Annotated in this window: 27 protein-coding genes and 1 riboswitch; of the genes, 3 read left to right on the forward strand and 24 right to left on the reverse strand. The window is 41.9% G+C overall.

The window, feature by feature from the left end; all coding sequences use genetic code 11:
• Nucleotide 1 precedes the first annotated feature (1 nt).
• The 8 genes from ODU46_RS01715 to ODU46_RS01750 form a co-directional block, all read right to left on the reverse strand.
• On the reverse strand, nucleotides 2-1,132 hold the full coding sequence (locus tag ODU46_RS01715; RefSeq protein WP_398579145.1) for an aminotransferase: 1,131 nt from the start codon (nucleotides 1,130-1,132) through the stop codon (nucleotides 2-4).
• Between the two features lie 146 nt (nucleotides 1,133-1,278).
• A complete protein-coding gene (locus tag ODU46_RS01720) occupies nucleotides 1,279-2,040 on the reverse strand; it encodes an ester cyclase (protein ID WP_136628130.1) in 762 nt (253 codons plus the stop codon).
• Nucleotides 2,041-2,049: 9 nt separating this feature from the next.
• Entirely contained in the window at nucleotides 2,050-3,561 is a 1,512-nt protein-coding gene (locus ODU46_RS01725; protein ID WP_136628129.1) for an ABC transporter permease/substrate-binding protein, read from the reverse strand.
• On the reverse strand, nucleotides 3,561-4,292 hold the full coding sequence (locus ODU46_RS01730) for an ABC transporter ATP-binding protein (protein ID WP_015647177.1): 732 nt from the start codon (nucleotides 4,290-4,292) through the stop codon (nucleotides 3,561-3,563). The genes ODU46_RS01725 and ODU46_RS01730 overlap by 1 nt, the downstream gene beginning before the upstream one ends.
• Nucleotides 4,285-4,734: a MarR family winged helix-turn-helix transcriptional regulator gene (locus ODU46_RS01735; RefSeq protein WP_024384984.1), complete on the reverse strand. Its 450-nt coding sequence runs from the start codon at nucleotides 4,732-4,734 to the stop codon at nucleotides 4,285-4,287. Before ODU46_RS01735 ends, ODU46_RS01730 begins: the two co-directional genes overlap by 8 nt.
• Complete coding sequence (locus ODU46_RS01740) at nucleotides 4,721-5,698, reverse strand: zinc-binding dehydrogenase (protein ID WP_222759976.1); 978 nt, start codon at nucleotides 5,696-5,698, stop codon at nucleotides 4,721-4,723. The genes ODU46_RS01735 and ODU46_RS01740 overlap by 14 nt, the downstream gene beginning before the upstream one ends.
• Nucleotides 5,699-5,775: 77 nt before the next feature.
• Nucleotides 5,776-6,522 carry a protein-ADP-ribose hydrolase gene (locus ODU46_RS01745; RefSeq protein WP_222759974.1) on the reverse strand — a complete coding sequence of 249 codons (747 nt, stop codon included), beginning with the start codon at nucleotides 6,520-6,522 and terminating at the stop codon, nucleotides 5,776-5,778.
• On the reverse strand, nucleotides 6,510-7,334 hold the full coding sequence (locus tag ODU46_RS01750) for an SIR2 family NAD-dependent protein deacylase (RefSeq protein ID WP_398579146.1): 825 nt from the start codon (nucleotides 7,332-7,334) through the stop codon (nucleotides 6,510-6,512). Before ODU46_RS01750 ends, ODU46_RS01745 begins: the two co-directional genes overlap by 13 nt.
• 178 nt (nucleotides 7,335-7,512) lie before the next feature.
• Between ODU46_RS01750 and ODU46_RS01755 the strand changes: the two genes are divergently transcribed.
• Entirely contained in the window at nucleotides 7,513-7,848 is a 336-nt protein-coding gene (locus ODU46_RS01755; protein WP_024384988.1) for a helix-turn-helix domain-containing protein, read from the forward strand.
• A 27-nt stretch (nucleotides 7,849-7,875) separates the two neighbouring features.
• Here ODU46_RS01755 and ODU46_RS01760 read toward each other — a convergent pair whose 3' ends face one another.
• The 4 genes from ODU46_RS01760 to hprK are packed head-to-tail and all read right to left on the reverse strand — an operon-like array spanning nucleotide 7,876 to nucleotide 10,530.
• Entirely contained in the window at nucleotides 7,876-8,412 is a 537-nt protein-coding gene (locus ODU46_RS01760; protein ID WP_014637092.1) for a YtxH domain-containing protein, read from the reverse strand.
• Nucleotides 8,396-8,806, reverse strand: a complete 411-nt coding sequence (locus ODU46_RS01765; protein WP_024376744.1) for a DUF948 domain-containing protein — start codon at nucleotides 8,804-8,806, stop codon at nucleotides 8,396-8,398. The genes ODU46_RS01760 and ODU46_RS01765 overlap by 17 nt, the downstream gene beginning before the upstream one ends.
• A 13-nt stretch (nucleotides 8,807-8,819) precedes the next feature.
• Nucleotides 8,820-9,596: a prolipoprotein diacylglyceryl transferase gene (gene lgt, locus ODU46_RS01770; RefSeq protein WP_398579147.1), complete on the reverse strand. Its 777-nt coding sequence runs from the start codon at nucleotides 9,594-9,596 to the stop codon at nucleotides 8,820-8,822.
• Between the two features lies 1 nt (nucleotide 9,597).
• A complete protein-coding gene (gene hprK / locus ODU46_RS01775) occupies nucleotides 9,598-10,530 on the reverse strand; it encodes an HPr(Ser) kinase/phosphatase (RefSeq protein ID WP_004194807.1) in 933 nt (310 codons plus the stop codon).
• 217 nt (nucleotides 10,531-10,747) lie between these two features.
• Here hprK and manA point away from each other — a divergent pair, with 217 nt between their 5' ends.
• On the forward strand, nucleotides 10,748-11,689 hold the full coding sequence (manA, locus tag ODU46_RS01780; RefSeq protein ID WP_398579148.1) for a mannose-6-phosphate isomerase, class I: 942 nt from the start codon (nucleotides 10,748-10,750) through the stop codon (nucleotides 11,687-11,689).
• A gap of 146 nt (nucleotides 11,690-11,835) precedes the next feature.
• Here the strand turns inward: manA and ODU46_RS01785 are convergent, their stop codons facing one another.
• From ODU46_RS01785 to ODU46_RS01825, 9 genes are all read right to left on the reverse strand, one after another.
• Nucleotides 11,836-12,108, reverse strand: a complete 273-nt coding sequence (locus ODU46_RS01785; RefSeq protein WP_002936774.1) for a PspC domain-containing protein — start codon at nucleotides 12,106-12,108, stop codon at nucleotides 11,836-11,838.
• On the reverse strand, nucleotides 12,098-12,859 hold the full coding sequence (locus ODU46_RS01790; protein ID WP_029188257.1) for a hypothetical protein: 762 nt from the start codon (nucleotides 12,857-12,859) through the stop codon (nucleotides 12,098-12,100). The genes ODU46_RS01785 and ODU46_RS01790 overlap by 11 nt, the downstream gene beginning before the upstream one ends.
• Before the next feature lie 69 nt (nucleotides 12,860-12,928).
• Entirely contained in the window at nucleotides 12,929-13,363 is a 435-nt protein-coding gene (locus tag ODU46_RS01795; RefSeq protein WP_398579149.1) for a SprT family protein, read from the reverse strand.
• The gene (locus ODU46_RS01800; RefSeq protein ID WP_230333312.1) at nucleotides 13,350-15,506 is read right to left on the reverse strand and encodes a Tex family protein; all 2,157 of its coding nucleotides are present in this window, start codon (nucleotides 15,504-15,506) and stop codon (nucleotides 13,350-13,352) included. The genes ODU46_RS01795 and ODU46_RS01800 overlap by 14 nt, the downstream gene beginning before the upstream one ends.
• 60 nt (nucleotides 15,507-15,566) lie before the next feature.
• Nucleotides 15,567-16,418 (reverse strand): class C sortase, encoded by an 852-nt coding sequence (locus tag ODU46_RS01805; protein WP_318802909.1) that lies wholly within the window; start codon nucleotides 16,416-16,418, stop codon nucleotides 15,567-15,569.
• 67 nt (nucleotides 16,419-16,485) lie between these two features.
• A complete protein-coding gene (locus ODU46_RS01810; protein WP_318802911.1) occupies nucleotides 16,486-18,126 on the reverse strand; it encodes a SpaA isopeptide-forming pilin-related protein in 1,641 nt (546 codons plus the stop codon).
• A gap of 26 nt (nucleotides 18,127-18,152) precedes the next feature.
• A complete protein-coding gene (locus ODU46_RS01815; protein WP_318802912.1) occupies nucleotides 18,153-21,146 on the reverse strand; it encodes a SpaA isopeptide-forming pilin-related protein in 2,994 nt (997 codons plus the stop codon).
• A gap of 584 nt (nucleotides 21,147-21,730) precedes the next feature.
• Nucleotides 21,731-22,573: an aldo/keto reductase gene (locus ODU46_RS01820; RefSeq protein ID WP_398579150.1), complete on the reverse strand. Its 843-nt coding sequence runs from the start codon at nucleotides 22,571-22,573 to the stop codon at nucleotides 21,731-21,733.
• Nucleotides 22,574-22,688: 115 nt separating this feature from the next.
• Complete coding sequence (locus tag ODU46_RS01825; RefSeq protein ID WP_012027540.1) at nucleotides 22,689-23,204, reverse strand: QueT transporter family protein; 516 nt, start codon at nucleotides 23,202-23,204, stop codon at nucleotides 22,689-22,691.
• A riboswitch (PreQ1 riboswitch) is annotated at nucleotides 23,202-23,304 on the reverse strand. Its footprint overlaps the gene before it by 3 nt.
• 28 nt (nucleotides 23,305-23,332) lie before the next feature.
• On the opposite strand from ODU46_RS01825, the gene ODU46_RS01830 reads away from it, so the two are divergent.
• Nucleotides 23,333-23,770, forward strand: coding sequence for a GtrA family protein (locus tag ODU46_RS01830; protein WP_024384996.1), 438 nt, complete (start codon nucleotides 23,333-23,335; stop codon nucleotides 23,768-23,770).
• 161 nt (nucleotides 23,771-23,931) lie between these two features.
• Here the strand turns inward: ODU46_RS01830 and ODU46_RS01835 are convergent, their stop codons facing one another.
• Genes ODU46_RS01835 through ODU46_RS01845 form a run of 3 tightly spaced genes read right to left on the reverse strand, consistent with a single transcriptional unit; the run spans nucleotide 23,932 to nucleotide 26,338 of the window.
• Nucleotides 23,932-24,861, reverse strand: coding sequence for a YihY/virulence factor BrkB family protein (locus tag ODU46_RS01835; RefSeq protein ID WP_044763545.1), 930 nt, complete (start codon nucleotides 24,859-24,861; stop codon nucleotides 23,932-23,934).
• A gap of 47 nt (nucleotides 24,862-24,908) precedes the next feature.
• Nucleotides 24,909-25,769 carry a methionyl aminopeptidase gene (locus ODU46_RS01840; protein ID WP_024384998.1) on the reverse strand — a complete coding sequence of 287 codons (861 nt, stop codon included), beginning with the start codon at nucleotides 25,767-25,769 and terminating at the stop codon, nucleotides 24,909-24,911.
• Complete coding sequence (locus ODU46_RS01845; protein ID WP_398579151.1) at nucleotides 25,766-26,338, reverse strand: GNAT family N-acetyltransferase; 573 nt, start codon at nucleotides 26,336-26,338, stop codon at nucleotides 25,766-25,768. Before ODU46_RS01845 ends, ODU46_RS01840 begins: the two co-directional genes overlap by 4 nt.
• Between the last annotated feature and the right edge of the window lie 37 nt (nucleotides 26,339-26,375).

Here is a 26,375-nt window from a genome sequence, read left to right on the forward strand (position 1 = left end):
TCTAAGCTAGTTTTTCTGTGCCAAATCTTCTTAAAAATTGGGATAGTTTTTCTAATCCTTTGATTAGAGTTTCTTGTTCACAGGCAAATCCTAGACGGACATAGCCATCACGATCAAACCGATTGCCAGGCACTAGAAGAACACCGTATTCCTGCAAAAGTTGCAAGCAAAAATCTTCCATAGGCATATCTACTGCAATCTTGACAAAGCTGGTAGAAACAACCGCTGGACGGATATAGGAAACGAGGGGTTCATTCTCAATCCATTGGTCCAAAATTGCTAGATTTTCTTCTAAAATGCGCCGATTGCGTTCTAGAATTTCTTGATAATGGGCCAAAGCTAATTGAGCCACCAGGTCGTCAAAGACACCTGCACAAATCATAGTGTAATCCCGATAATCTCTCAATATATCTGTCACTTCAAGATTGGCAGCCACCCAACCAATGCGAATACCTGGCAGGGAGTAGGTCTTGGATAAGCTATTTACAGCAATTCCTTTATCATAGACTTCTATAATAGATGGCACATCCAGCTCAGAAAAGGAACGATAGACTTCATCCGAGAGTATGTAAGCTCCAACTTCACCAGCAATTTCCGCCAATTCTTCCAAATAGACCCTATCCATGACAGCACCTGTTGGATTATTGGCATTGTTGATGCAAATCATCTTAGTATTAGGACGAATGAGCTGACGCAGTTTTTCCAAGTCTGGCAACCAGTCATTTTCCTCCTCAATCTGCCACAAATCCACTTCTGCTCCCAAGGACTTTGGAATATCATAGAGTTGTTGGTAGGTCGGATAAAGGGAAATGACATGGTCTCCTGGTTCAATCAAACTATAAAGAACTAACAAGTTGGCCCCTGTTGCCCCGTTGGTCTGGAGAATTTGTTCTGGCTTGACGCCTGTATAGAGTTGACTAACCGATTTTTTAAATGCTGGCGAACCTTCTATCCAGCCATAGTTGAGCTTGGTGCCCTGCAATTTCTCATAAAAATCCTCAGGCTTGGTGCCCGACAAGGCAAACAATTCCTCCAAAGTCAATGAAGAAATGGACACCCCAGCTATATCATAAATCGCGCTATTTTCATGGACATTCAGCCATTCCTCAACGCCAAAACGTGGTAATTTCATAAGACTTCCTACTTTTATTTATTCTGCTCTTATTGTACCATATTCTTTCAAAAAATGTATAAATATGCAGTGCAACAAGTAAAGAATGTTGCTGTTATAAAAAAAGTAGACAGTCTCAACCGAGCTTGCCTGCTTTACTTTTTTCATTAAAACTTCCCTAGATTGGTCAAGTCTTTCTTCTCTGGCATGACTTCCTTGTTGTCCCAGTGCTCGACAATCTTACCGTCTTTGAGGCGGTAGATGTCAAAGTGGGCGTAGTCCTGACCTGCAATACAGACTTTCGAATAAGCCACGACATAGTCCCCCTGTCCTATCACCTTGAAGACAAAGTCGTAGTCAACAGCCTTATCGACCAGATAGTCCTTATAGGCTGCACCGCCTTGGGCAATCTCTTGGTTGTGCTGAATCAGATCAGCTGCCACATAGTCGTAAAACTTGTCGATTTCCCCATTTTGAAGGACATCGACCAAGAAGCGACGGACGATTTTCTTGTTGTCCTCAGTCTTATCTAGGTCTGTCAGCTCAAAGTCTGCGTAAATCGGGTCTGTTTGGCCAATGGTTTTTGGATAGGCATCGATAACATCCCAATGCTCGACGATACGACCATTTTCATCCGAACGGAAGATGTCCGCCGTCACCCACTCAGCCTCACCGTCATTGAGTTTCTGGTGAACATGGACAAAGACAAAATTCCCGTCCTCAATGGCACGCACAATGTTGATTTCACGCTTGGGATTGCGTTTGAAAAAGTCCTCAAAGAAAGCCGCAAAGCCCTCTTTTTCATCAGGCACACCCGTACTGTGCTGGGTGTAGCTAGCCCCCATATAGTTGTCTTGTGCTTCCTTGATTTCCCCGTCCCGAATGCCACGAAGGTAAAGATTTTTAGCGTTATCTAGTTGATGTGACATGATGTTCTCCTATTTTAACAATTCTTCTCGTTCCAAATATTCCCTCGCCACTTGCTCTGCCAACTTGCCTTCCACATCGACCGCATAGTTCATCTGGGTCATTTCCTCGGTCGAGATTTTGCTTGCCAAGACCCCTAGGACTTGCTCCAACTCAGGATATTTTTCTAGGGTTTCTTTGGACAATAGCGGAGCAGCCTGATAGGGTGGGAAGAGCTGTTTGTCGTCTTCTAGGATTTTCAATTTGTAAGTGACTACCTTGCTGTCTGTAGAATATGCTTCGATAATCTGCACATTACCACTCTTAATAGCTTCATAACGAAGGGCTGGCTCCATGGTCTTGACATTGAGTTGGAGATTGTATAGATTTTTTAGACCGATATTACCATCTTCGCGGTCATTAAACTCTAATGAGAAACCTGCGACAGCTGTCTGCTGCACTTTTGCCAAATCCGAAATCTTTTCAATGCCATTTTTCTGAGCATAATCTTCCGTTACAGCCAAAGCATAGGTATTCTGGAAAGCCATTGGTGCTAAATACATCAGACCATCCTGCTCCAAAATCGCTTCTTTAGCGTAAGTATAAACCTCCTCAGGATTCGTTGATAAATCCGTTGGTGAATTTTTCAAAAGAGTACTTGTAATGGTCCCTGTGTACTCAGGATAAATATCAATAGAACCTGATTTGAGTGCTTCATACAGGAAGCTAGTCTTTCCGAAATTAGGTTTTATCTCCACCTTGATGTCTGTCTGGTCCTCAATCAACAACTTATACATATTGATGAGAATTTCAGGTTCTGCACCGAGCTTCCCTGCAATGACCAACTGTTTTGTGGAAAAATTAAGCATGGGAACATAACTAGCTCCAACAGTAAATAAAGTCACCAATAGAGCCAACAAAATTGTCTTGGGTTTCTTGTCCTGCAACAGACGAATGCCGTAACCGAAAAGTACTGCAAGGACAGCCGACGATACCGCACCAATCAAAATCAAGGCTGAATCATTGCGGTCAATTCCAAGTAGAATAAAGGAGCCTAGCCCCCCAGCCCCCACCAAGGCTGCCAGAGTCGCCGTTCCGATAATCATAATGGAAGCTGTCCGAATCCCTGACATCAAAATAGGCATGGCAAGTGCTAACTTAAATTTTTTCAACTTCTCCCATTTATTCATACCAAAAGCGGTTGCTGCTTCTTCCAGAGAAGGGTCGATTTCTCCAAGGCCTGTCAATGTCCCCTGCAAGATAGGAAAGATAGCATAAATAACGAGCGCTACTACTGCTGGCAAGGTTCCGATTCCCATAAAAGGAATGAAAAGACCAAGCAAAGCAAGGGATGGAATAGTTTGGAAGATACCTGTTATTTGCAGACTCCACTCAGTCAAGCGTTTTTTACTAGATAGAATCAGTCCCAAAGGTACTGCAATGGCAATCGCAATAATCAAAGCTAGAAGGGAGATGCGAAGGTGTTCAAAAAGAGCAATTCCCCACTCGTCCTTGCGTTCTATAAAGGTTTCAAATAGGTTCATTACATACCTCCTCGAGCTCTGATAAATTCCTTGACAAAATCATTGGCAGGACGATTCCTCAATTCATCAGGACTTCCTAATTGCACAACTTGTCCATCTTGCATGAGACAGATGCGATCCGCCAATTTAACCGCCTCATCCATATCATGAGTAACGAAAACTGTTGTCATCTTGAATTCCTCATGTAATTCCTTAATCAAGTCCTGCAACTGAGCCTTACTGATTGGATCTAGAGCTGAGAAAGGTTCGTCCATGAGCAAGACCTTTGGATTTGCAATGATGGCCCGCAAAATCCCGATCCGCTGTTTTTCTCCCCCTGACAAGTCCTTGGGCAAACGATCCAGATAGCTGTCTGGTTCCAAGCCAACCTTGGTCAAGAGCTCTCTCGTCCTCGTCAAGGTTTCTTCCTTACCCAAACCTTTCATTTCAGGAATAAGAGCGATATTTTCAGCCACTGTCATATTTGGAAAAAGGGCTATCTGCTGAAGAACATAACCTGTCTCCAAACGTAATTCACGCAGGTCGAAATCCTTAAGCCGCTTACCTTGAAAAAAAACCTCTCCCTCAGTCTGCTCAATTAGACGGTTAATCAATTTCAACGTAGTTGTCTTTCCACTACCACTCGGTCCAATCAAGACAAAGAACTCCCCTTCTTGAATATCAAAGGTCAAATTTTTCAAGATTGGTCCGCTAACCTTACAAGTCAGGGATACATTTTGATAATCAATCATCATTTTCTCCTTTTAAAATAGCCATGAGACTCTGACTGTAGCGCTGAATTAATCCTAGCATGAGCTCCTGTTCCTCCTGACTGAGTTGAGACAGCGCCTTATTTTCCGCCTCCTCTAAGGGGTCCAAAATGCGACTAGCAAATTGCTGCCCCTCCTCTGTCAATTTAATTTTCTTATGTCGCTTATCTGCTGGATTCTCCTCTAAAACTACCAGGCCTCCATCCAAAAATTTCTTTACAGTAGCATTGACAACTTGTTTGCTTGAATAGGTCTTCTTGCTGACCCAATTCTGTGTCACACCTCCGGGATTATAATAAATCCACATGAGAATGGATAAGCATTTTGCATTGAGCCCATGCCGGCGAGCGTAGCCCTCATAGAGCCCAACTTGCTGGTCAAACATACGAGCATAATCCTTACTTCTTTTCCTAACTTCTGTCATCGTCACCCTCCCTATTAAGCACAATCACCTTACCAAAAGCCTCTGACCCCTCCAAATAGCGATGCGCTTCTTGTATAGTATCTAGACTAAACACCTTCTCAGGCCCAACTGGCACCTGATAGGTTGCGATATAGTCAAACATCTCCTGCAACTTGTCCTGATTGACATGGCCTGAATAAAAAGTGGTCAGATAGACATTCTGCCGCAACTGCTCAATCGGATCAAAGTCCTCCAGATACCACTTGCCACCCAGCTGCCCCGTCGAGCAGATGATGCCGCCCTCCTCCAGATGAGCTAAGGAATCCGACAGGGTAGCAGGCCCGACCAGCTCAAAAATCTTGCTAAAGGTCAGATCCGTCTGCAAACGTCCGTCTTTTTCAAGGATGACTTGGCTAAAACCAGAGGCAAGCAGCTGATCGGTCTTTTCTAACTTGCGGACAGAAGCGTAGATAGGAAGGTCTGGAAACTGGCTCCGCACCAACTTGACAAAGGCCTGTCCAACCCCGCTAGCCCCCGCACGCACCAAGATGCGGTCTGCCGCTTCCAGCTTGAGATTTTTCATGGAGCCGTAGGCAGTATAGTAGGTTTCAGGGACGCTAGCTAGTTCCGCCCAGCCCAAATCTGTCTCAATAGGGTAGAGAGTTTGATTGGGCACCAGAGCATATTCTGCATAACCACCGTCGAAAGCCCGACCTAGTTCGCCCATGATGGACACAACTTTCTGCCCGACTGGTAGCCTGTCTGGCTCCGTTGTATCCTCTACCACTCCGACTAGCTCAATGCCCAAAATCCGTGGAAAGACCACGCTTGGTGACAAGCCCTGTCTGGTAAAAATCTCCGAATGATTGATACCAAACCCTTTGATTTTTACCAAGGACCAGCCTGTTTTGACCTGTGGCTTTGCTACTTCTCGTACCTCCAAAACCTCTGGACCACCTGCTTTTGAAACTACAACAGCTTTCATAAACTGTCCTCCTTCATCGAATTAGTCAAAGTTTTTTACCATTTTATCAAAAAAAGAAAATTAGTCAATCACTTTGACTAATGTTTTAGTAATTTTTGATAGTTTTCTTTATCCTCATCTTTGAAAACATTAAAAATTACCTTGATTTCTGGATGTTCTTTGATAAAATTCCGCACAGTTCTGACCGCAATCTCCGCAGCCAACTGGTTGGGAAAACGAAACTCGCCTGTACTGATGCAGCAAAAGGCTATGCTGGTCAGCCCATTTGCCACAGCCACTTCCAAACTCTTTTGATAAGAAGAAGCGAGCAGTGCTTCATCTTGAGAACGAACCTCCGCCTGAATAATCGGCCCAACCGTATGAATGACATAGTTAGCTGGCAGATTGTAGGCTGGCGTTATCTTGGCCTGACCTGTTGCTTCCAAGTGCCCTTGAACCTTCATAAGTTGATAACAAGCCAGCCGCAGTTGAAGACCCGCCTGCGAATGAATGGCATTGTCAATACAGCGATGATGCGGCACAAAGCAACCCAAGAGCTGACTGTTGGCTGCGTTGACAATAGCATCTACCTGCAAGCTAGTAATGTCCCCCTGCCAGAGATAAATCTGTGGCTCCACCTCTTGCAAATCGGACAGACTAGTCAGGTTTTTCTGAGCCAACTTTTCCTGTAAATAGGCATCTTGCAAGGTCCAAAACTCTGCTGGCATGCCCCTGGGCTCCCAGATGTTCATCAAGGCTCGCAAGGCCCATTCTTGCTCTTCCTGAGTCTGAGGCAGGTCCAAGTCAGGTGCCAGATAGTGAATCAATTTTTCTAGTTTTTCCATGCACTTACCACCTCCTGCATATCTTGATGAAAGGTCAGAATCCCTTCACGCTCTGGGTCTTCTAGATTGATCCGAATCAGACTGGCACTTGGCAAGGTCTGATTCAAGCGTTCAAAGGGAAACTTGATAATGGTCGGCGTATTGTAGCCCACGCCCAGCTCCAAAAAGATAATTTTCTTCGCCGCATTTTCCTGTAAAAATGCAATATAAGCCTCTTCCTGCTTGTGCCAGTTGGCATCCTCAACAAAACGGTGGTCAATTCTTAAGCGGCTCATCATGTCTGCCCCACACTTGGGACATTTGGGAATATCGTCAGTTCTAACCACCAAACCCTGACGGTTGGCAAGCAGGATTTCCAAGGCTATTTGGTTATTATAAACGCCTTCATGACAAGGCACCGAGCATTGAAACTCCCCGTAATTTCCCTGAACTTCAAAGATATTTTCCTTATCAAAACCAGCTTTCTCAAACTGACTATCCACATTGGTCGTGATAACAAAGTAATTCTTGTCCGCCACCAGCTCATACAAATCCTGATAGAGCGGCAGGCTGCCTGTCTGGTAGCGATTGAGATAGAGGTGCTGACTCCAGTAGCCCCACTTTTTCTCCTTGGTCGCAAAGGGATAAAAGCCAGCGGAATACATATCTGTCAGCCCGTATTCCTTGATAAACGGTGCAAAATGTTCCTCAAAACGTTGACCTGAATAGGTCAAACCTGCTGCACTGGACAGGCCCGCACCTGCACCAATCACGATTGCATCTGCTTCTGCGAGTAATTTTTTAGCTTGGGTTATTTTTCTATCTTCTGTCATCTTCATCCTCTTTCTGTCTTCTTTCCTTGCTTTTTTCCAGCTCTGCCATTATACTAACACTAACAGTATCTTTTGGAAAGTATGCACCTTAAAGTAGGGTAGTTACCTCAAGGTAAGAAATGTATACTTTCAAGGAAAATTAGACTAAAGTTTTTTGAAAAAAATTTTGGAGGAAGCTATGACCAGTAAAAAATTACCCCAAACTCTACCAGCCTGTCCCGTCGAAACGACCTTGCTCTTGATTGGCAGCAAGTGGAACATTCTCATCCTACGCGACCTCATGGACGGCACCAAACGCTTTGGAGAGTTGCAACGTTCCATTGGTTCCATTAGCCAGAAGGTCCTGACCAGCAACCTGCGGGACCTCGAAGCTAAGGGCGTGGTGGACCGCAAGGTCTATCCAGAAGTCCCACCCCGTGTGGAATACTCTCTAACCGAACTCGGACACTCCTTAAAACCAATCCTGGATTCCATGTCGGACTGGGGAGAATGGTACCAAGAACAACAAAACTAGCCTAGAAGATTCTAAGCTAGTTTCTTTTTATCCTTCAACTGTTTCTGAGGCAGTTTCGCTTGCTACTTCTGAAACTGTTTCTGATACAGGTTCGATGATAACATCATCAATTGTAAGCTCAATATCTTCAGACACAACTACAGCATCCTCAATATCTTCTTCTGTCAAATCCACTGTCGGAGCTTTAGCAGTTTTTGCCTTGATAGCTTCCAAAATGTCAGCCGTTGACAAGTTTTGTTCCGCAATTTTTTCCTTGATTTGCTCAAAGGTTTCCAAGGATTTTTCCTTACCAGACTTGACCAAATCTTCTACTGTCAATTCACCAGTTTCAAGTTGAGTTTTTACTTCGGTAAATCGTTCAGTCGCTTGTTTGCCTAAATCTTGTGCCTTAGTGACAAAATCAGCATTGATTTCTTCATGGTTTTCTTTATAGTCATTAGCAAAGTTTACAACTTTTTCTTTGACTGTTTTACCAGTTTTACTTGCTAGAAAAGCAGCTGCAGCAGCTCCGCCTGCTGCCCCTAACAAAAGGCTAGTCCACACGCTACTAGATTTTTTTACCATTTTTTTCTCCTTTCTTACCTAAGAGAGATGAGAGAGTTGACAGAGCTGAAAGAGCTCCGCCGGCTTTTACAGTACTTGCTCCAGCAGACTTAGCTTTGACTGTCAAATCACGCGCTGAAGCATTCAAATCTGATACAGAAGTTGACAAGTCAGCTACCGCTACAAAAAGAGGATCAAGGGTCGAAACCTTACCATTTACATCTTCGACTAAGACATTGGTTTTAGCCAAAAGCTCGTTGGTCTGATAGAGAGTCACATTGACATCGCTGGTCAAGACCTTAAGCGTTTGCTGGGCTTCATCTGTCACCGTACCCAATTTTTTCAACAACAAAACAATATATACTGCCACCGCCGCGATGGACAAGGCAATAATCAAGACAGAAATTTCAATAATCATATCTTCTCCTTTAGGGTTGATAGAATGGAATAGAAGACTTTCTTCTCCGCAACACAACCATGATAATACCAACGAGGATTAACACCCCAGATAGCCATTGTGAAATACGTATTCCCAAGAACATGAGGCTGTCCGTCCGCAAGCCTTCTATCAAAAGGCGACCACAACCATACCAGACTAGGTAGAAAGCTGTAATTTCTCCCTGTTTAAGGAATTTTGGCCGTCTACGTAACACACAAACCAAGCCAAAGCCTAGCAAATTCCAGAGAGACTCAAACAAGAAGGTTGGTTGACGGTAGGCACCATCAATATACATCTGGTCTCGGATAAAGGCTGGCAGGTAGTTCAAACTTTCTACTGCTTTACCATAGGCCTCTTGGTTAAAGAAATTTCCCCAACGACCGATGGCCTGAGCAATCATGACCGATGGCGCTACAATATCCAAAAAATCCAGGGTATTAATAAAGCGATACCGGGTAAAGAAATAAAGGACGATTGCACCTGTAATCAAACCACCATAGATGGCAATACCTCCGTTCCAGATAGCGAAGATAGATAAAATGTTATCCTTATATTCACTCCATGAAAAGGCTACATAGTAAATCCGTGCCCCTATGATAGAAAGCGGAAATGCGATTAGAATAAAATCTAAAATATCATCCTGACGGATTTTCTTTCGTGGTCCCTCTTTTGTCGCCAAATAAACACCTAGAATCAGACCAAGCAAAATGCAGATTGCATACCAACGAATTTCTAAGGGACCTAATTTAATCGCAATAGGATCCATATTAAGCCTCTTCTCTATTGTGTTCAATTAGATTAGACAAGCGTTCTTCGAAGATCTTCGTTGCATCAAACCCCATCTGTTTGGCACGGTAGTTCATGGCTGCAGCTTCAATTACGACAGAAATATTTCGACCGGTTTTTACAGGAATACGTATTTGTGGAATAGCAATTCCTGCTATTTCAATAGTATCGCCAGAGTTTCCCAAACGGTCAAATACCTTACCTGTTTCAAAATTTTCTAAGTAGACAGCTAATTGCACTTCTGATGAATCTTTCACGGCACTAGCACCGTATAGACTCATGATGTCGATAATGCCGACTCCTCGAATCTCTAATAAGTGGCGCAGAATTTCCGCAGGTTCACCCCAGAGAGTGACATCGTCTTTTGCATAGACATCAACACGGTCATCAGCCACCAATCGGTGTCCTCGTTTAACCAACTCAAGACCAGTCTCACTCTTACCGATACCAGAATCACCCTGGATAAGCACACCCATACCGTAAATGTCCATCAAGACACCGTGTACACTCGTCCGCTGAGCCAGGCGACTATCCAAGTAAGAAGACAATTCTCCCGATAGACGACTGGTTGCTGTCTTGCTTCGACAGATAGCAATTTGTTTTTCTTTTGCAGCCTTGTACATCTCCTCAGGGATTTCCAAGCCACGTGCCACTATGACAACAGGGGTTTCTGGCTGGAACATCTGAGAAAGAACCTGATAGCGGTTATGGGCAGTCATGGCCATCAAATAAGACCACTCCTTCATCCCTATCAACTGGATGCGCTCTGGAGCATAGTAATCAAAATAGCCAGTCATTTCCAATCCTGGTCGGGTAATATCTGCCGTCGTAATTTGCTTTTGCAGGAGCTCTTCCGTACTGTAAGCACATTCAATCCGCAGATTATCGACCAAATCTTTCACATAAACGGTCATTTCTTCCCTCACTTTCAGTTTTATTATATTATACCATAAGCTAGGGGTTGGGGGAAAAACAAGTGGCTGATTGGGTAAAAAGAATGAGTTTCTTTCTTTTTCTCACAAAATTAGCAAAACTTCCACAGATTAAATGCACTTCCCTCCCAGTGCTACATATTTCTAACAAATCTGTTATACTTTATATAGATTAATACTTACTACTAAGGAGAAAATCATGGAACCATTGTTTCTCACACCTGTTATGCACGAAAAAATTTGGGGGGGCAATCGCCTAAGAACCAACTACCACTACGACATTCCTAGTGAAAAGACTGGTGAATGCTGGGCTATTTCTGCCCATCCAAATGGCGTAACAACAGTCTCAAACGGTCAATATAAAGGAAGAGGACTGGATGACCTCTATCAGAATGAAAAACATTTATTTGACAATCCAACAGATGATGTCTTTCCATTATTAACAAAAATCCTTGATGCAGACGATTGGCTCAGCGTTCAAGTCCATCCCGATGATAGCTATGGTTTGGCTCACGAAGGGGAACTGGGCAAGACAGAATGTTGGTATATTTTGGAAGCCGAAGACGGAGCTGAAATCATTTATGGTCACAATGCCCAATCCAAAGAAGAACTCCGTCAGCAAATCGAAGCTGGAGATTGGGACAAGCTGTTGACCCATGTACCCGTCAAAAAGGGTGATTTCTTCTTTGTACCAAGCGGCACCATGCACGCCATCGGTAAGGGAATCCTTATTTTAGAAACCCAACAATCTAGCGATACAACCTACCGTGTCTATGACTTTGACCGCCGTGACGATGCAGGCAACCTCCGTGAACTACACATTGAGAAATCGATTGATGTACTGACCATCGGACCTGTTGCTAATTCAACACCTGCCCACCTCAAAGCGGGCAATCTTGACTCGACACTCCTGGTTGCCAATCCCTTCTTTACCGTATATAAATGGAGTATCCAACAAGAAATCAAAATGGAACAGACAGTTCCCTACCTGCTTGTCAGTGTCATCGAAGGGGAAGGTGCTATCCAAGTCGGTGAGACCAACTACCCACTTCAAAAAGGAAGCCACTTTATCTTACCAGCCGATGTGAAAGACTGGACCTTTACAGGACAAATGGACATCATCGCAAGCCACACAAACTAATACTCTTCGAAAATCAAAATTATCCGTTGTCAACTTGCCTTGATGAACTCAAGTTCTATCTTCGACTTCGTTTCCTAGGCTACTTTTGATTTTCATTGAGTATAAGCATACAAAAAACTTGAGCCTTTAAACTCAAGTTTTTTGTATTATTCAAACCAAGACTTATTTATCTTTTCCGCTTCTTTTATCTTACGTGGACCTGTTCCATATCGTTCCGCATCCCTATCTTCCTTATAGGGTAAAAAATAAGCTGCTGCAATATAGAGAGCAATCAGAAGGAGGAAGGATTTGCCTAAGAGGAGACCTGCAATAAATATCGCGCGTGTTACCCAGGATTCCCAGCCCAATTTATGCGCTATGCCGGCAAGAACCCCAGATACTATCTTCCCCTGCCTTACTTTATATAATTCAATCGACATCTTTTATTCCTTTCACGTAAAAGCCCCCTTGACCTGTTTGTACTTTCAAGAAAAGTAAATCATTGCCAGATTTTTCAAACTGATAGGGACTATTTTTCTTTTTCCGGTTAACCAAGACATGACCTGATTGCGACTCAATCTGCCCCCGAATTCCCTGGCCTTTGCCAGTTTGTAAAGTCAAGGGAGCCTGAGCTAGTTGCACATACAAGTGTTGGGGATAACCACCGCAAGTCGTCAAGCGAATATCCTGTTGTTTTTTATCCCTTGAACTGCGGATAGAAATATCTTCAAATGGTAAATAATCCAAGCGAGCATCTGCCTGACCAAGTTCCAAATCCAGCACTGACATCCATTCCTGAGGTAAGTTGATTGTCAAACGACAGGCCAAACTACTGTGAAAATAAAGCCCCTTTTTTTCAACATAAAGACGAGGAAGCTTATCTTCTGGTGCATCTTGATTGTAGCAAATCTCCACACTAATCTGATTATTTTTAGACTTAGCCAAAGTTAGACGTCCCTCAGATAATTTTAAAAAGAGTGATTCAATCCCTTCAAAACTATAGGATTGTTTCAATTTGGAGGAAGCAAAGACCTTAAAACTTGGCAAGGTAAAATTCAATTTTACTTTTTCTTCCACAAAAAGAAAGTCTGGTTCTTGATTCATTTCCTTAAAACAGGCACGCGCCTCTTCCTTGGTCAAGACACCTTTTTCATATAACTCAATTAAGCGTTCTTCTCTCTTTTGCGTCATAGACTCACCTCAATTCTACTCTAGTATATCACATTTCTCCACAAAAAAATCAGCCCGAAGACTGATTCTCTATTCTTTCAAAGTAAGTTTGCCCCTACACTTCCCACATCGGTATTTTTTTAGGTCAATGCGGCGCTTGCGCTGGTAGACTTGTCCACAGGACTGACAGGTATACAGCAGGCTAGGCTTGGTAGTTTGTTCCAGTTTGGGAGCATAGCGCAGACCGTCCACCACAGCCAGCAGTTCCTTGAAGTCCCTATCTCCGTGCCGATAGCCTTTTTTCTCAAAGTAGAGATGGTAGTGGCAGAGCTCGTGGCGGACAATCTTCCGAAAGACTTCTAAGCCTTGTTCCTCCAGATGTTTGGGGTTAAAATCCAAATGCCCATCTCTTGGAAAAAAGCGACCACCTGTTGACCGCAGTCGCCTGTTCCAGACAGCCTGATGCCGAAATTCCTTACCGAAGTCTTGCAAGGAAACTTCTTGCACATACTTATTCAGATCCATTTGGTTTCAAAAGGCTAAGACCGATACGGTTGCGTTTGATGTCCACTTCCACCACCCAGACAGTAACGATTTCCCCAACAGCGAGGACTTCGCTAGGATGAGGTAAGGCTTGTTGGCGTCCATTCTTATCTCGTTTGCGTTTAACCATGCGTGAAATGTGAACCAAGCCATCTTCATGGACACCGATGTCCACAAAGGCTCCAAAGTCCACAATATTTCGGACTGTACCTTGCAATTCCTGTCCGACTACCAGGTCCTTAACATCCAAGACATCTTGACGGAGGACTGGTGCTTCAAAGTCATCCCGCAAATCACGACCTGGTTTGAGCAAGTCTGCAATGATGTCCTTCAAGGTTTCCTGACCAACACCGATTTTTTCTGCCGTATCTGCGATAGCCACCTGCTTCAATTTTTCCTGCGCAGCCTCATCTAAGTGGTCAATAGCTAGAAGTTCTAACAGGTTTTCCACAGCCTTGTAAGACTCGGGGTGCACGCCAGTATTGTCCAAAAAGTTAGTCGCATCTGGGATGCGCAAAAAACCAGCTGCCTGCTCAAAGGCCTTATCACCCAGACGAGGCACCTTCTTGAGCTGCTGACGAGAAGTCAGGGCACCATTTTCCTCGCGGTACTTGACGATATTCTCCGAAATAGTCTTATTGAGACCAGCCACGTGAGCCAAAAGGGCAGGACTGGCCGTATTGACATTGACCCCGACCTGGTTGACCACCGTATCGACTACAAAGTCCAGACTTTCAGACAGAGATTTCTGGTTAACATCGTGCTGGTACTGGCCGACACCGATAGACTTGGGATCGATTTTGACCAGCTCTGCCAGAGGGTCTTGCAGACGGCGGGCGATGGAAATGGCAGAGCGTTTTTCCACAGGGAGGTCTGGGAACTCATATCGAGCCAGTTCAGAAGCTGAGTAGACAGAGGCTCCGCTTTCATTGACGATGACGTAAGAAACTTCTGGGAAATCCTTGAGCAAATCAGCAACGAAGGCTTCCGATTCACGGCTGGCCGTCCCATTTCCGATAGCAATAATTTCCACTTGGTATTGCCCAATCAAGTCTGCTAAGTCTTTCTTGGCCTGAGCAATTTGTCGCTGACCAGCCGGCTCAACTGGATAGATGACCTGGGTTGTCAAGAGTTTTCCAGTCTGGTCAACAACTGCCAGCTTAGCACCTGTCCGAAAGGCAGGGTCAAAACCAAGAACGACCTTGCCTTTGAGGGGAGATACAAGGAGCAGATTTCGTAGGTTTTTAGAGAAGAGCTGGATAGCTCCTTCTTCTGCTTCTTCCGTCAATTCTGTTCGAATACGACGCTCCATAGCAGGCAAAATTTTCTTCTTGATGGCCTGCTGAATGACATCCTTAATATAGCTATTAGACTGTGGAAAACGCAGTTCGAAGAAACGGACCATCTTATCCACATTGTGTTCAAAAGTAACCTTGAGAACACCTAATTTCTCTCCACGATTGATGGCCAGGGTCTTATAACCCTGCATTTTTGCCACTTTCTCAGAAAAATCATAGTAAATCTGAAAGACTTCTTTCTCGTCTGCTTCTTGATCTTTTAGCTCTGAAGTAAGGCTTGAATTGGTCTGTACTTCATGGTAGACCCAGGCCCGCAGTTTATTGTCTTCTGAGATAGCTTCGACCAAAATATCCACAGCCCCAGCCAAACAAGCCTGGGCAGTGTCAAAACCCTCGCAGATAAAAGCAGCAGCCTGTTCTTCCAAGTCAGCCACATTCTGCAAAATTAGACGAGCCAGCGGGAACAGCCCAGCCTCACGCGCCACCGTTGCCTTGGTCCGACGTTTTTCCTTATAAGGCAGGTAGAGTTCCTCCACATCTGCCAACTTTTCCGCTTCCTCGATAGCCTGACGGAGCTGGTCTGTCAATTTACCTTGTTCTTCAATCTTGGCAAGAACGGTAGCCTTACGTTCAGCAAGAGCAGTCAAGGCCTTATCCCGATCGATGATGGACTTGATGACCACCTCATCCAAGTTCCCCGTCACATCCTTCCGATAACGAGCGATAAAGGGAATAGTGTTGCCTTCAGCCGTCAAAGACAGGACAGTATCAATCTGTTTTAAACTAACGCCCAATTCCTGAGCAATTTTCAAATATTTTTCTTCCATAGCTACTATTATAGCATGAAAGCGGTACAAGTGACTCAATAGAAAAAGCACGTAGATAAACTACATGCTCTCTTTATTTTTTCTCTTCTGATCACATTTTTTCATGAATAAAATGATTAGGAGAGATAGGAGGAATCCTAATACACCACAAACCACTTGAACAGCAAGGTAAATCTCATCAACTTTCTTTTGACTAGATTGGGCTTTTTCGTAATCCTTCTTATCATACGGAACTCGTTTTCCGCGAACCAAAATCCGTTCTGTATTTATTCCATAAGGTGTACAAGTGATCAATGTCGCATAATCTTCTCCCTCAATACCGGACAGTGAACTTACCTGATCCGGCTTCACAACTTGAATCCTATCAACTTCGTAAGCAAGAGTCTCTCCCAAAACATGGAAATAGAATTGATCTCCTTTTTCTAATTGCGGAAGATTGGTAAACATTTCTGCATTCGGTAACCCTCTATGGGCTGATACAACCGTATGACTACCATCTCCCCCAACGGGCAGGGCACTACCAAATAGGTGACCAGCTCCTTTTTGTAAGACACTGTCGCTTGTATAGTGATAGATTGGTAATTCAATATCGATTTTTGGAATTTCTACATACCCCATCATCCCATCCTGAGAGGCATTTAATACTGCCTCATACTTAGGATCATGAATCCCCTCACGTAAGGAAAAGGCATCAGGTACAGGCTGAATCCCTAACTCATTATTATAGGATTGAGCAGCTTGCCACATTTTTTCCTTTTCTTTTTCTGGCTGAGTATCTACCCACTCTCTATGAGAACTGATTAATTGTTGGTCACGGTACCGATTCCAGCTGCTACTGATATACGGATACAATAAAATCAGTATCCCCACTAAAATAAGGAAAATATATCTGATACCTGCTCTTTGTTTCACGTCCTTCTCCTAAAAAATGTAGAGAAGGCAACGCCTTCCCTCCATACTTGTTTATTAATTCTGTTACTTATGCTTTTTTATTTTTAGTAAAGTACAAACCTAAGCCAACCGTGAGCACTAAGACACCGATAAATGTGAATAAGTATGTTCCCATTCCACCTGTTGATGGCAATTCTCCTAATTTGGTATTTGGTACGTCAGCAATAGATACTGTCCCCGCACCAGCAGTTGGATTAGTTGTTGTCACAGTTGTATTTTGTGCCGTAGTAGTTGTTGCTTTCAAATAGGCAGCTTGTACATCGGTACCTTCTGGTTTATTATCCAATTTATAAAAGACATTGTTTTTCAACCAACCAACTTGTGTGCTATCCTTTGCTTCACCGACAACTGAGGTGTATTCACTACGAGTTGAGCTTGCACTTGAAGTTGTTGTTGCTGAGGTCCAGCTTGCTTCAGCAGTATATACATTAGTGTTTAATGAGTAGCCTGTTGGTGCAGTAATCTCTTTCAAATAGTAGGTGCCCTTACCAACCTTTGTTGAGATGGCATAACCATCCGCATTTGTAGTTACAATATCTACTAATTGCTTAGTTTCCGCATCAGAGTAAATTCCGAAAACTGCACCAGCAAGAGGTGCTTTCGTGATAGAATCTACTTTTTTAAAGGCGATTTGGTAAGTGTAGACTGTCTCACTGTCTTCTTTATTTGCGATGGTATTGTCATTTTGAGGATTTGGCTTATTATTTGGATCTTCGTACGTATTACCACTGTTAGGGTTACGCGCATAGAAGAACTCAGCCTTGTTGGCATTTCCTGTTCCACCAACAACAGCCTTGTCATTGATGATACCTTTATAGGTTACCACAGGTGCAATTTCATTCAAATTATCATAGACAAATGCCAGATTAAAGCCATTGCCAACTTTAACTGCCTTAGCAATCAAAATATCCCCTTGAGTTTTAAATTGACCAGTAGTGTCAGCAATCAATGTTTGACCATTCCAAGAAATTGTCAAGCTTGCATAATCAAATGTCAAACCTTCAGACATTGTATCTGAAATAAAAACTGTCTTGTTTTTAGCCTGAGTTGGATAGCTTGGAAGCGTCACATTCAAGGAATAAGTCAATACTTGACCTAGTGAAGCAGAATTTTTATCAGCATCTGCAGTCACTCCTGAAACTGTCTTATCAATACTTGGAAGAGTTGATTTGGCTACAGAAGTTTGACCATAAAGATATTTAGCTTTTGAATCAACACTCCCACCTGTCAATTTACCTTCACCGTTGTAAGACGCTGCAAGCAAGATTGGGTTGAAGGAGCGACCATCTGTAGCTCCTGTCAAAATAGCAATATAAACCCCTGCACCTGTCGCTGTATAGGTTGCAGTCCCATTTGTAACTTGGAGAACTTCTGATGCTTTGGCTTGAATTGTATTGTCTAAAATACCATTAGCAATGTTTGTAATTTCTTCTGCAGTTGGTCCAGTTTCTGTTAGTTTAACTCCACTTGCATAATCGAAACGAATAAATGAGTCATTCGTTGCGTTATATACACCTTCACCTATTTTATAAAGGGTAACTGTAGGATTTCCCTCAATGTTGGTAATTTTTAATTCTGCTTGATCCGTATTTGATACAGCAAATACTGGACGTGCATTCATTCCTAAAACGGTTAAAAGAACTGTTAAAAGAGTGAATATTCTTTTCATTTTCTTCTCCTTTGAGCTTTCAAAAATTAAGCAATCTGCTTTCTCTTCTCATAAAAAAGATAGCTTGCTAATGTAATAACCATCACACCTAGTAGGATATAGACTGCGGGACCATACCCACCTGTAGATGGTAATTGATAAAGTTTATGATTCACAATGCGATATTGTTCACCACTTTTGCTTACTGTGTAACCTAGTTGATCTCTGATGGTAATTGTCCCATCAACAGCAACATCTACCGTCCAAGGATTCTCTGGGAGAGTGTAGCCATCTTTAGCCTTGGTTTCATATAGATAGTACGTTTTTGCTCGACGTAGATCTGTGAAGGTTATATTTCCCCTACTATCTGTCTCACCACTTGCAAAGACCGTCTTCTTGTCAGATAATCGTAATTCAAAATGGACATTTTCTAGCAGGAGACTAGTCTCCTTACTATCACTTTTTTGTAGGGTAAATTGACGTGTATCTACTTGCACCACAGGATGGTCGTATTCTTTTTCATAGGGTTGTTCATTTCGAATATAGGTCAATGACGCAACCTTGTTAGATCGGAATCCAACCTGCCCAGAACTGGTACTGTTTCCCGTATAATCAGTTCCAGAATCCCCTTGTGCATTATAACCAGACGCCCTCTTTTCCTCATAAGCACGGTCTGTCACTTTTACATTATAAGAAATTGTATAAGTATAGGTATCATCAATTTTGAAATTATCTACAAAATTCAAATCGACCTTCCCTGTCGAATCACTAGCATCAACAGCCGTATGTGTTACCGATTTTAAAATACCCGCTCCTTGACTTGTTACCGCTCCATTCTGATAGAGAGTTGTAACCTGACCCGTCTGACGATTCGTTTGTACCACTTTCACATCCGGCTGTTCCGCGTAGTAAGATACATATTGACTTAACTGGTCATTGATGGAAACAAGAGATAATTTTGTATCATCAACTATCTTTTGGAGAGTCCGTTCAAGCGCTTGTGAATCGGCAACATGCGAATAAAATCCTCCTGTCTGACTAGACATGTGATTCAATACATATGGATTAGCAGACAAGTTGTCACTATTTCCAAACTCACTAGAAATCCCCAAGGTATAGATAGGTAACTTAGGATACTTACCTATCCAACTGTTGAAATAGTTAAGCGTCCACTCCCTTGTATTATATGGGTTATTTCCGCTAATGGTACCATTTCCATATCGAACACCGTTCACAAATGCAAAGGTCGGAACCCCATCTGAAATAAAAATCATTACCTTCTTCCGACTACTTTGGTTCTGATCCAGAACAACACCAGCTGTTCGTAAACCAGCTGTATAATTCGTTCCGTTATTATAAGGTGGCTGAATATTACTTAGTGCAACCGAGGTAGAACGTCCCCAGTTGGCAATAACCGTCGAGTCCTGATCCCCGCTTGGATAACCTGGATAACCCTGAAAACCAACTATTGCTACTTGATTTTCCGGATGAAAACCAATCAACTTACTAAGCAGCCCTTGCCGTCCCGCGGTTCCATTTAAGGCTTCATAAACGGCTAGATAGCGAGCCTGTGTGTCTACACTATTCATCGGATCAGTCATACTGGTTGATCTATCTACCACAATTATAGTATCAAAGGGCTCCTTTGTACCTGTCATATCTAGATACATCCGATAGAGTTCATGCGTATCTGTATCAATACGGTCATCAACACTAGTATCCGGATTATTCCCACCATCACCTAAATAGTCAATCCGTTTAGACTGTGTGATGGGGGCCTGATCTACCGACGAATTCGATACAGTCGCACTCGCTACACTTCTAAATCCACTAGAAGATCTGTACCCTAGCATCCTCGTGCGAAGCCCCAAAATCATACCAGTGCCTTCGAGCATTCGGTTCTGGAGATAAATTTCTAGAACGTTACTATCTTCTTCACCACTTTCTTGGTGAAATGATGTAACAGGAAATTCGCCATTGAAATACATTAAGCTATCGGTTTTAGACTGATGAGCCTGACGGTAATTCATTTTGACTATATCAAACTTCTCGCTCTCAATTCCCAATAAATTAAAACTAGGTTTCCAAGTGGATAAGACATCAAAGGTCTTTTCTTCTCGAAATGAATCTATTGGACTTAAGATAGTAAAAATACCTGAAGCATCTGAACGAAAAATTTTCACTTTTAGTCGTGCATTTAAAGGAACTTTACTAGCTGTTTGTTCTTCTTCCTCTTCAAGAACATACCCGTCTAACTGCATCTGAACATATTGTCCCAGTGTCACTGTTGTCTTTTCTGCTAATGGCTTAACCATTACCATATGAATATCTTTTCCAAGTATTCCTTCATAGGTCAACCCTATCAAGGTACCTGTCGTATCAAAGTGAAATTCAGCATCATGAAAAACCAAGGAGCCATCTGTATTGGTCGAAACCAACCGAAGATTTTCTTTGGTCACTAAACCGCCACGCAATTCCAGAGAAGTCTTAAAATTAACTGTCAATCTTGGTTTATAACCTTCCTTGACAATCTGACTATCTGAAATTTCTATCCGCTGAACATCAGCAGGCTGTAAATTCTGATTCACGAGGTATTGACTAAGTTGACTTACATACTCTCTTTCAGCATCCCACTTATCCGAATTTTTCATCCGAGGTAGATTTACGCTAAAGCTTTCAACACCATCACCAAAGTATGCGTTTAAATCGGCAGTCACATACTCATCTTCATAGTGCAGGATTTTTTGAACAGATTCTTCAGAATTATCCGCCGAATCCTGAGAAGAACTAGGTGCATCTGACCGATTCGTTTCAGTCTTTTCCTCTGCTTGTTTCATTTCAACAATTTCTTCTGATGATTGACTCATTTCTGTCGTTGTTTCGCTTTTAGAAATAGCTTCTTCCGCTGAAGAAACAACTGAAGTACTTGTTGACTCACCCATATTCTCTAACGCATAACCAATTGTCGGACTGCAATTACTCAAAGTAAGTAACAAGATTGCAAAGATGGAAAGACATCTTTTCCCAAACATAAATTTCATACCCTCCTTTCCATAAGAATCGAAATTTGCCATATTAATCAAATGATTTAGCAAAGAATCTTTTGGTACTATATCACAATGCTCTTCTAAACGTCAATCCGCCCCTAAAAAAACTAAGCTCACATATATTGGTTTTATGTGTGCCAGATATAAAAAACACAGATTAAATACAGATTATTTTTATACACAAAATATTCAAATACTTGAATATAAAGAAAAAACACCTTTTGTCTATCATTACTCTACATAAGGCTAAAAATTCCTTTTTAACAGGATTTTTATATCTAATAGATATTTTACAAAAAAATAAACACATCTATATGTGCTTATTTTTATAACTTTCGTGTGATATATTTTATTGTAACGATCTTTTTTTGTCTTTACATAAAAAACAGATACAAGGTGAAACAATGTGTTGTTCCATACATAAAAAACATTAAAAAAACATACTGTTCTGTGAGGGAAATCTACTTTTTTACATAGAATAATATCCATTCTATACTTTAAAATACATACAACTTCCTTTACAATTAGTCTAGAAACAAAAACAAGGCTGGATATATCCAACCTTATATTCATATTTTTTAAAATTCAGCCTGATCCGGGTCAAGTCGACCTTTCACTCCTTCTAGTTTATCCAACTTTGCAACTGCTGTCGGACTAATAACCAAGCCATCAATTTCCAAATTCGCCTTAATATTTTCTGGACTAGTTGATTTCGGGAGAGGGAGAAAGCCTTTATCTAAAGACCAAGCCAATGCTAACTGGGCAACACTACAACCAGCTTCTTTAGCCAAATCAGCTGCTTCTTGACTTTGGAAAAGAGTCCCTGTACCAAATGGGCTATAGGCCTCCAAGAGAATACCTTTGGCTTTGCAGTAAGCCACTAATTCTGACTGAGGAGTACCTGGAGCTAACATAATCTGATTAGCCATCGGGATAATCTCAGCCGTTTCCAGCAAAGCTTCTAGATGGTGTTCCATAAAGTTAGAAACTCCAATTACTTTCACTTTTCCAGCACGATAGAGCTCTTCTAATGCCTTCCAAACCTGGGCATTCCGTTTTTTCCATCCAATTGTCTCACGACTAGCCTTTGGATTTGGCCAATGAATCAGTAACAAATCCAGATAATCCACCTGAAGTTTTTGCATGGATTCTTCTACTGAAGCAAGGGTATCTTCATAGCCAATCTTATCATTCCAAACCTTAGTTGTTAAAAAAATGTCCTCACGAGCTAGACCACTATCAGCTATAGCCCGACCAACACTAGCTTCATTGCCATAAATTTGAGCAGTATCAATATGGCGATAACCAGCTTCCAATGCATAAGAAACCGCACCGTACGCTACTTCACCATCAGGTATCTGCCAAGTTCCAAAACCAATTTTAGGAACACTTACACCATTTGAAAACGTATATCTTGTCATAAAAGACCTCCTATTTCTTCTATCCCCAGTATAAACTAAATTGTCAATCAATACAAAATAATGCGACCTAAAAATAAAAGACACCCGAAAGTGTCTGCTCACATTTATTGTATACTTACTTTTCAAAATTTATTTTCTTGGATAGTTTATCGATAACAACAGCTCCAACTAATAGAGAAAGCAATTCTCCTGCTGCTGTTGTCAACCAAGTTAGAAAGAATGGTAAATCATATAAGACTTTTAATTCTAAAGCAATGGTAAACATAGTTGCCGCAAAAAAGAATGAGAAATAAAAGAAAGCCTTGTTAAATAATCCACCGAATAGATAGTCCTTCTTGTATTTTTCAAACAGAATAACTCCCAAGGTAACGAAGATTAATGTCGAGAATCCACCCACAAAGAGGTCAATCACGCCAAAACCAATCAAGTTGGAAATCATGCAGCCAATGGTCACAGCGATAATATACTTACGATTATAAAAAGCCAAGAAATTGAGCATTTCAGACAAACGGAACTGAACAGCCCCGAAGGAAATAGCATTCAATGGCGGTGTCAAGGTAAGAGCGACATAAATCGCCGCAACAAGAGCAATTTCTGCCATATCTCTGGCAGTCCATTTAGATGTATTCATAAAATTCTCCTTTAGCGAAAAAGCTTAAAATATGCTTGGGTAAAGTGAGCAAGCCCCAAGGGTCATTGAATTTGTCAACAACGTTGATTAGTATAGCATATTTTTCCTAAAAATGATAGACTAGTCCTATGAAAAAACTATTTTATCAACTCATCAATAACGAAGTTATTCTCTATTTGATTGCAGGTGTGGCAGCAACCCTTGTTTATATGATTACCCGTATGGGACTCTTTCTGTTCATCCCATCCATTCTGCTAGTAACTCTTTTAGCCAATGCAGTAGCCATCCTCTTTGCCTTTTGGACAAATGATCGCTTTGTATTTAAGCAAGTAAGGGAAGGCTGGTTCCAACGCCTCATCAAATTCACTACCGCTCGAATTGTCACTCTTGTTTTGGATATGGCTTTAGCCTATATACTCGTAGCTGCCTATCCACAATTGATTGGACAATTTGTACATAACAACATCAACCTGGTCAATGCCATTGCGACACTTTTCTCGCAAGTCTTAGTTATTGTCCTAAACTACGTTTTAAGTAAATTATTTGTATTTAAAGATAAGAAATGAGGTTGGGCAAAAAGACCAACCTCATTTCTCAGAGTTCGTGTCAACATCTCAGCGCAGTGGTTGATTGGCAGATTTGTTCGCGTTTCACACTCCAAATCTGACCTAATCAACTGTGCGGGGGTGAGAAGACGAACTCATTTTTTGAAAAATAGAGTTCTTTCTCACTCCCATTCTTTATCTATCGCTGTAAATCTTGCCTTGAGCCTATTCAAGATAGAAACAATATCCCCATCTCTGGCATGAAACTCTTCTACCTGCATACTTTGAACCGTAGCATTAATCATTGCACCAACGATGAGTACCTGAGCCATAAAAATGAACCAAAGCATAAAAACAAGAAAGACGACAGCTGTTACTATTCTAAAATCCAGCAACTTATTGGCATAATTATCAACATAAATCGAAAATAACTTTCCAATAGAAGTCATCGTCAACAGAACAAACAAGGTTCCTGGAAAAACATATCGAACTTTTTTTATCCGAACATTTGGCAAAAAGAAATAAAGCATAACCAAGGCGGCAAACAGAGCCATTAAACCTACTAACTGTGTTTGACTAAGAAGTCCCTTCAGCCAGGCATCTTCAATAGGAACCAGCTTATTAATATAAGAAAAAACTGCCTGCCCGAAAGTCAAAAGCGTAATACTTAAGAGGATAATTACCTGCAGACCAATTCCTAAAAATATGCCAATCAAATGCCCAATAATAAAATCACGGTGTTCATTGATGCCATAAGCCTTATTAAAGGCCTTCTGCAAAATGGTCATACTACGTGACAGGGTCCAAAGAGTGGTCAGAATTGAAATCCCTAACCATGATGACGACGGCTTTGTTAATACAGAAGTGATAAAAGATGAAACCGAAGGATAGAGCTTGTCTGGCACAAATTCAGCTATAACCGATAAAATCATATCCACATCAAATGGATAATAGGGTAGTAAATTCGCAAGAGTTAGAAGAATAGGAAAAATAGAAATTAACAAATAGTAAGCTACTGCAACACTTGTTACATCGCTATCAGCAGAACGATAAAAAGAAAAGAAGGTTGAGCAGAATGTTTTCAAACCTTCAACTATTTTGGTTTTCTTCATTCTCTCCTCCTTCCTCATTCACCTATTATTCACGACCTCTCCGAGAATTAATAGGTCCCTTCTTCACCTTGACTCGTCAAAATGACTGGACCATCCTTAGTAATGACAAACTGATGCTCATATTGGCAAGATAAGCCACCATCAAGTGTTTTGTGAGCCCAACCAGTCTTCATATCCGTATCAATTTCCCAAGTCCCTGTATTAATCATAGGCTCGATAGTCAAAACCATGCCCTCACGCAAACGGAGTCCACGCCCTTTAGTTCCATAGTGAGGAACCATCGGCTCTTCATGGAAGGTTGGTCCAACGCCGTGACCCACCAAGTCACGAACAACACCGTAGCCCAAACCTTCTGCATATTCTTGAATGGCTGCACCAATATCACCGATACGATTACCAACAACGGCTTGCTCGATACCACGATACAAACATTCCTTAGTTACGTCCATCAAGTTTTGAACTTCCTCAGAGACCTGACCAACCGCATAAGCCCAGCAGGAATCCGCACAACCACCACGATAGGTCTGGGTGATTTTCTTCATAGCCTTAACATCATTAAAGTTGAGCTTAGAAACATCAATTACCGCTTTGTCTAAGGGCTCACTCAAAACCATATCGACCTTCAGTAAATCACCTTCTTTAAGTTTGTAATGACGCGGAAAGGCATGAGCGACCTCATCATTCAATCCACAACAAGTCGCATAAGGATAATCCATCAATTCTCCATCAACACCAATTTGGAGTGGCAAAACATTCTTTTCCTTACACGTTTTACGGACATATTCCTCTACTTCCCACATGTCCACGCCTGGCTTGATAATCTCTCGCAAACCAATATGAATACCAGCCAGAACATCTCCAGCACGGTTCATTGCATCAATTTCTCGTTGTGATTTAATGGTAATCATTCATTCTCCTCATACATTTCTAAACTAAATTCAGCCCTCTTCAAACTAAATTTTAGATAATTTCTTGTTTTATGGCTATAGCGGTCACTTCCACGATACTGCGCAACCTGTACCAAACCAGCTTTTTTCGCCACCATCTGACTGGCCACATTTTCCTCATGAGTGACAATAACCAGCTCCCTCAGACCAAACTCATAAAAAGCTAGATAGACTAAAGTCCGCATTGCTTCCGTCATCAAACCTCTTCTCCAGTAGTCTTTTTTTAGGAAATAGCTGAGCTCCGCAGAAAGTTGACGTTCATCTATCTTTTCAAAGCAAAGCGCACCAATCATCCTCTCCGAATACTTATCAACCAAGGCCCAATTTCCCAATGGTGAACGCATAAATTTTTCAACCATTGTCGAAAAAGCAATATTTCTGTCCTCCAAAGCTGGAAAGACAAAAGGAAGATTTTCAGGATTTGATACAATTTCATAGAAACTTTCTCCATCTTCAAAAGAAAATGGTCGTAAATACAAACGGTCCGTTTCAAAGCAAGCAAACTTCGCTAGTCTTGTCCAAAGTGTCATAGTGTACCCAAGGGGCTGAGAATTACTCCCAGCCCCA

The organism is Streptococcus sp. 2020WUSS089 (assembly GCF_044427405.1).
In the GTDB taxonomy this organism is placed as follows: Bacteria; Bacillota; Bacilli; order Lactobacillales; family Streptococcaceae; genus Streptococcus; species Streptococcus hashimotonensis.

What these genes read in the sequence shown, in the direction of transcription:
- ODU46_RS01715 (WP_398579145.1), bottom strand. Translation starts at nt 1,132, where the DNA reads ATGAAATTACCACGTTTTGGCGTTGAGGAATGGCTGAATGTCCATGAA.
- ODU46_RS01720 (WP_136628130.1), bottom strand. Translation starts at nt 2,040, where the DNA reads ATGTCACATCAACTAGATAACGCTAAAAATCTTTACCTTCGTGGCATT.
- ODU46_RS01725 (WP_136628129.1), bottom strand. Translation starts at nt 3,561, where the DNA reads ATGAACCTATTTGAAACCTTTATAGAACGCAAGGACGAGTGGGGAATT.
- ODU46_RS01730 (WP_015647177.1), bottom strand. Translation starts at nt 4,292, where the DNA reads ATGATTGATTATCAAAATGTATCCCTGACTTGTAAGGTTAGCGGACCA.
- ODU46_RS01735 (WP_024384984.1), bottom strand. Translation starts at nt 4,734, where the DNA reads ATGACAGAAGTTAGGAAAAGAAGTAAGGATTATGCTCGTATGTTTGAC.
- ODU46_RS01740 (WP_222759976.1), bottom strand. Translation starts at nt 5,698, where the DNA reads ATGAAAGCTGTTGTAGTTTCAAAAGCAGGTGGTCCAGAGGTTTTGGAG.
- ODU46_RS01745 (WP_222759974.1), bottom strand. Translation starts at nt 6,522, where the DNA reads ATGGAAAAACTAGAAAAATTGATTCACTATCTGGCACCTGACTTGGAC.
- ODU46_RS01750 (WP_398579146.1), bottom strand. Translation starts at nt 7,334, where the DNA reads ATGACAGAAGATAGAAAAATAACCCAAGCTAAAAAATTACTCGCAGAA.
- ODU46_RS01755 (WP_024384988.1), top strand. Translation starts at nt 7,513, where the DNA reads ATGACCAGTAAAAAATTACCCCAAACTCTACCAGCCTGTCCCGTCGAA.
- ODU46_RS01760 (WP_014637092.1), bottom strand. Translation starts at nt 8,412, where the DNA reads ATGGTAAAAAAATCTAGTAGCGTGTGGACTAGCCTTTTGTTAGGGGCA.
- lgt (WP_398579147.1), bottom strand. Translation starts at nt 9,596, where the DNA reads ATGGATCCTATTGCGATTAAATTAGGTCCCTTAGAAATTCGTTGGTAT.
- hprK (WP_004194807.1), bottom strand. Translation starts at nt 10,530, where the DNA reads ATGACCGTTTATGTGAAAGATTTGGTCGATAATCTGCGGATTGAATGT.
- manA (WP_398579148.1), top strand. Translation starts at nt 10,748, where the DNA reads ATGGAACCATTGTTTCTCACACCTGTTATGCACGAAAAAATTTGGGGG.
- ODU46_RS01785 (WP_002936774.1), bottom strand. Translation starts at nt 12,108, where the DNA reads ATGTCGATTGAATTATATAAAGTAAGGCAGGGGAAGATAGTATCTGGG.
- ODU46_RS01790 (WP_029188257.1), bottom strand. Translation starts at nt 12,859, where the DNA reads ATGACGCAAAAGAGAGAAGAACGCTTAATTGAGTTATATGAAAAAGGT.
- ODU46_RS01795 (WP_398579149.1), bottom strand. Translation starts at nt 13,363, where the DNA reads ATGGATCTGAATAAGTATGTGCAAGAAGTTTCCTTGCAAGACTTCGGT.
- ODU46_RS01800 (WP_230333312.1), bottom strand. Translation starts at nt 15,506, where the DNA reads ATGGAAGAAAAATATTTGAAAATTGCTCAGGAATTGGGCGTTAGTTTA.
- ODU46_RS01810 (WP_318802911.1), bottom strand. Translation starts at nt 18,126, where the DNA reads ATGAAAAGAATATTCACTCTTTTAACAGTTCTTTTAACCGTTTTAGGA.
- ODU46_RS01815 (WP_318802912.1), bottom strand. Translation starts at nt 21,146, where the DNA reads ATGAAATTTATGTTTGGGAAAAGATGTCTTTCCATCTTTGCAATCTTG.
- ODU46_RS01820 (WP_398579150.1), bottom strand. Translation starts at nt 22,573, where the DNA reads ATGACAAGATATACGTTTTCAAATGGTGTAAGTGTTCCTAAAATTGGT.
- ODU46_RS01825 (WP_012027540.1), bottom strand. Translation starts at nt 23,204, where the DNA reads ATGAATACATCTAAATGGACTGCCAGAGATATGGCAGAAATTGCTCTT.
- ODU46_RS01830 (WP_024384996.1), top strand. Translation starts at nt 23,333, where the DNA reads ATGAAAAAACTATTTTATCAACTCATCAATAACGAAGTTATTCTCTAT.
- ODU46_RS01835 (WP_044763545.1), bottom strand. Translation starts at nt 24,861, where the DNA reads ATGAAGAAAACCAAAATAGTTGAAGGTTTGAAAACATTCTGCTCAACC.
- ODU46_RS01840 (WP_024384998.1), bottom strand. Translation starts at nt 25,769, where the DNA reads ATGATTACCATTAAATCACAACGAGAAATTGATGCAATGAACCGTGCT.
- ODU46_RS01845 (WP_398579151.1), bottom strand. Translation starts at nt 26,338, where the DNA reads ATGACACTTTGGACAAGACTAGCGAAGTTTGCTTGCTTTGAAACGGAC.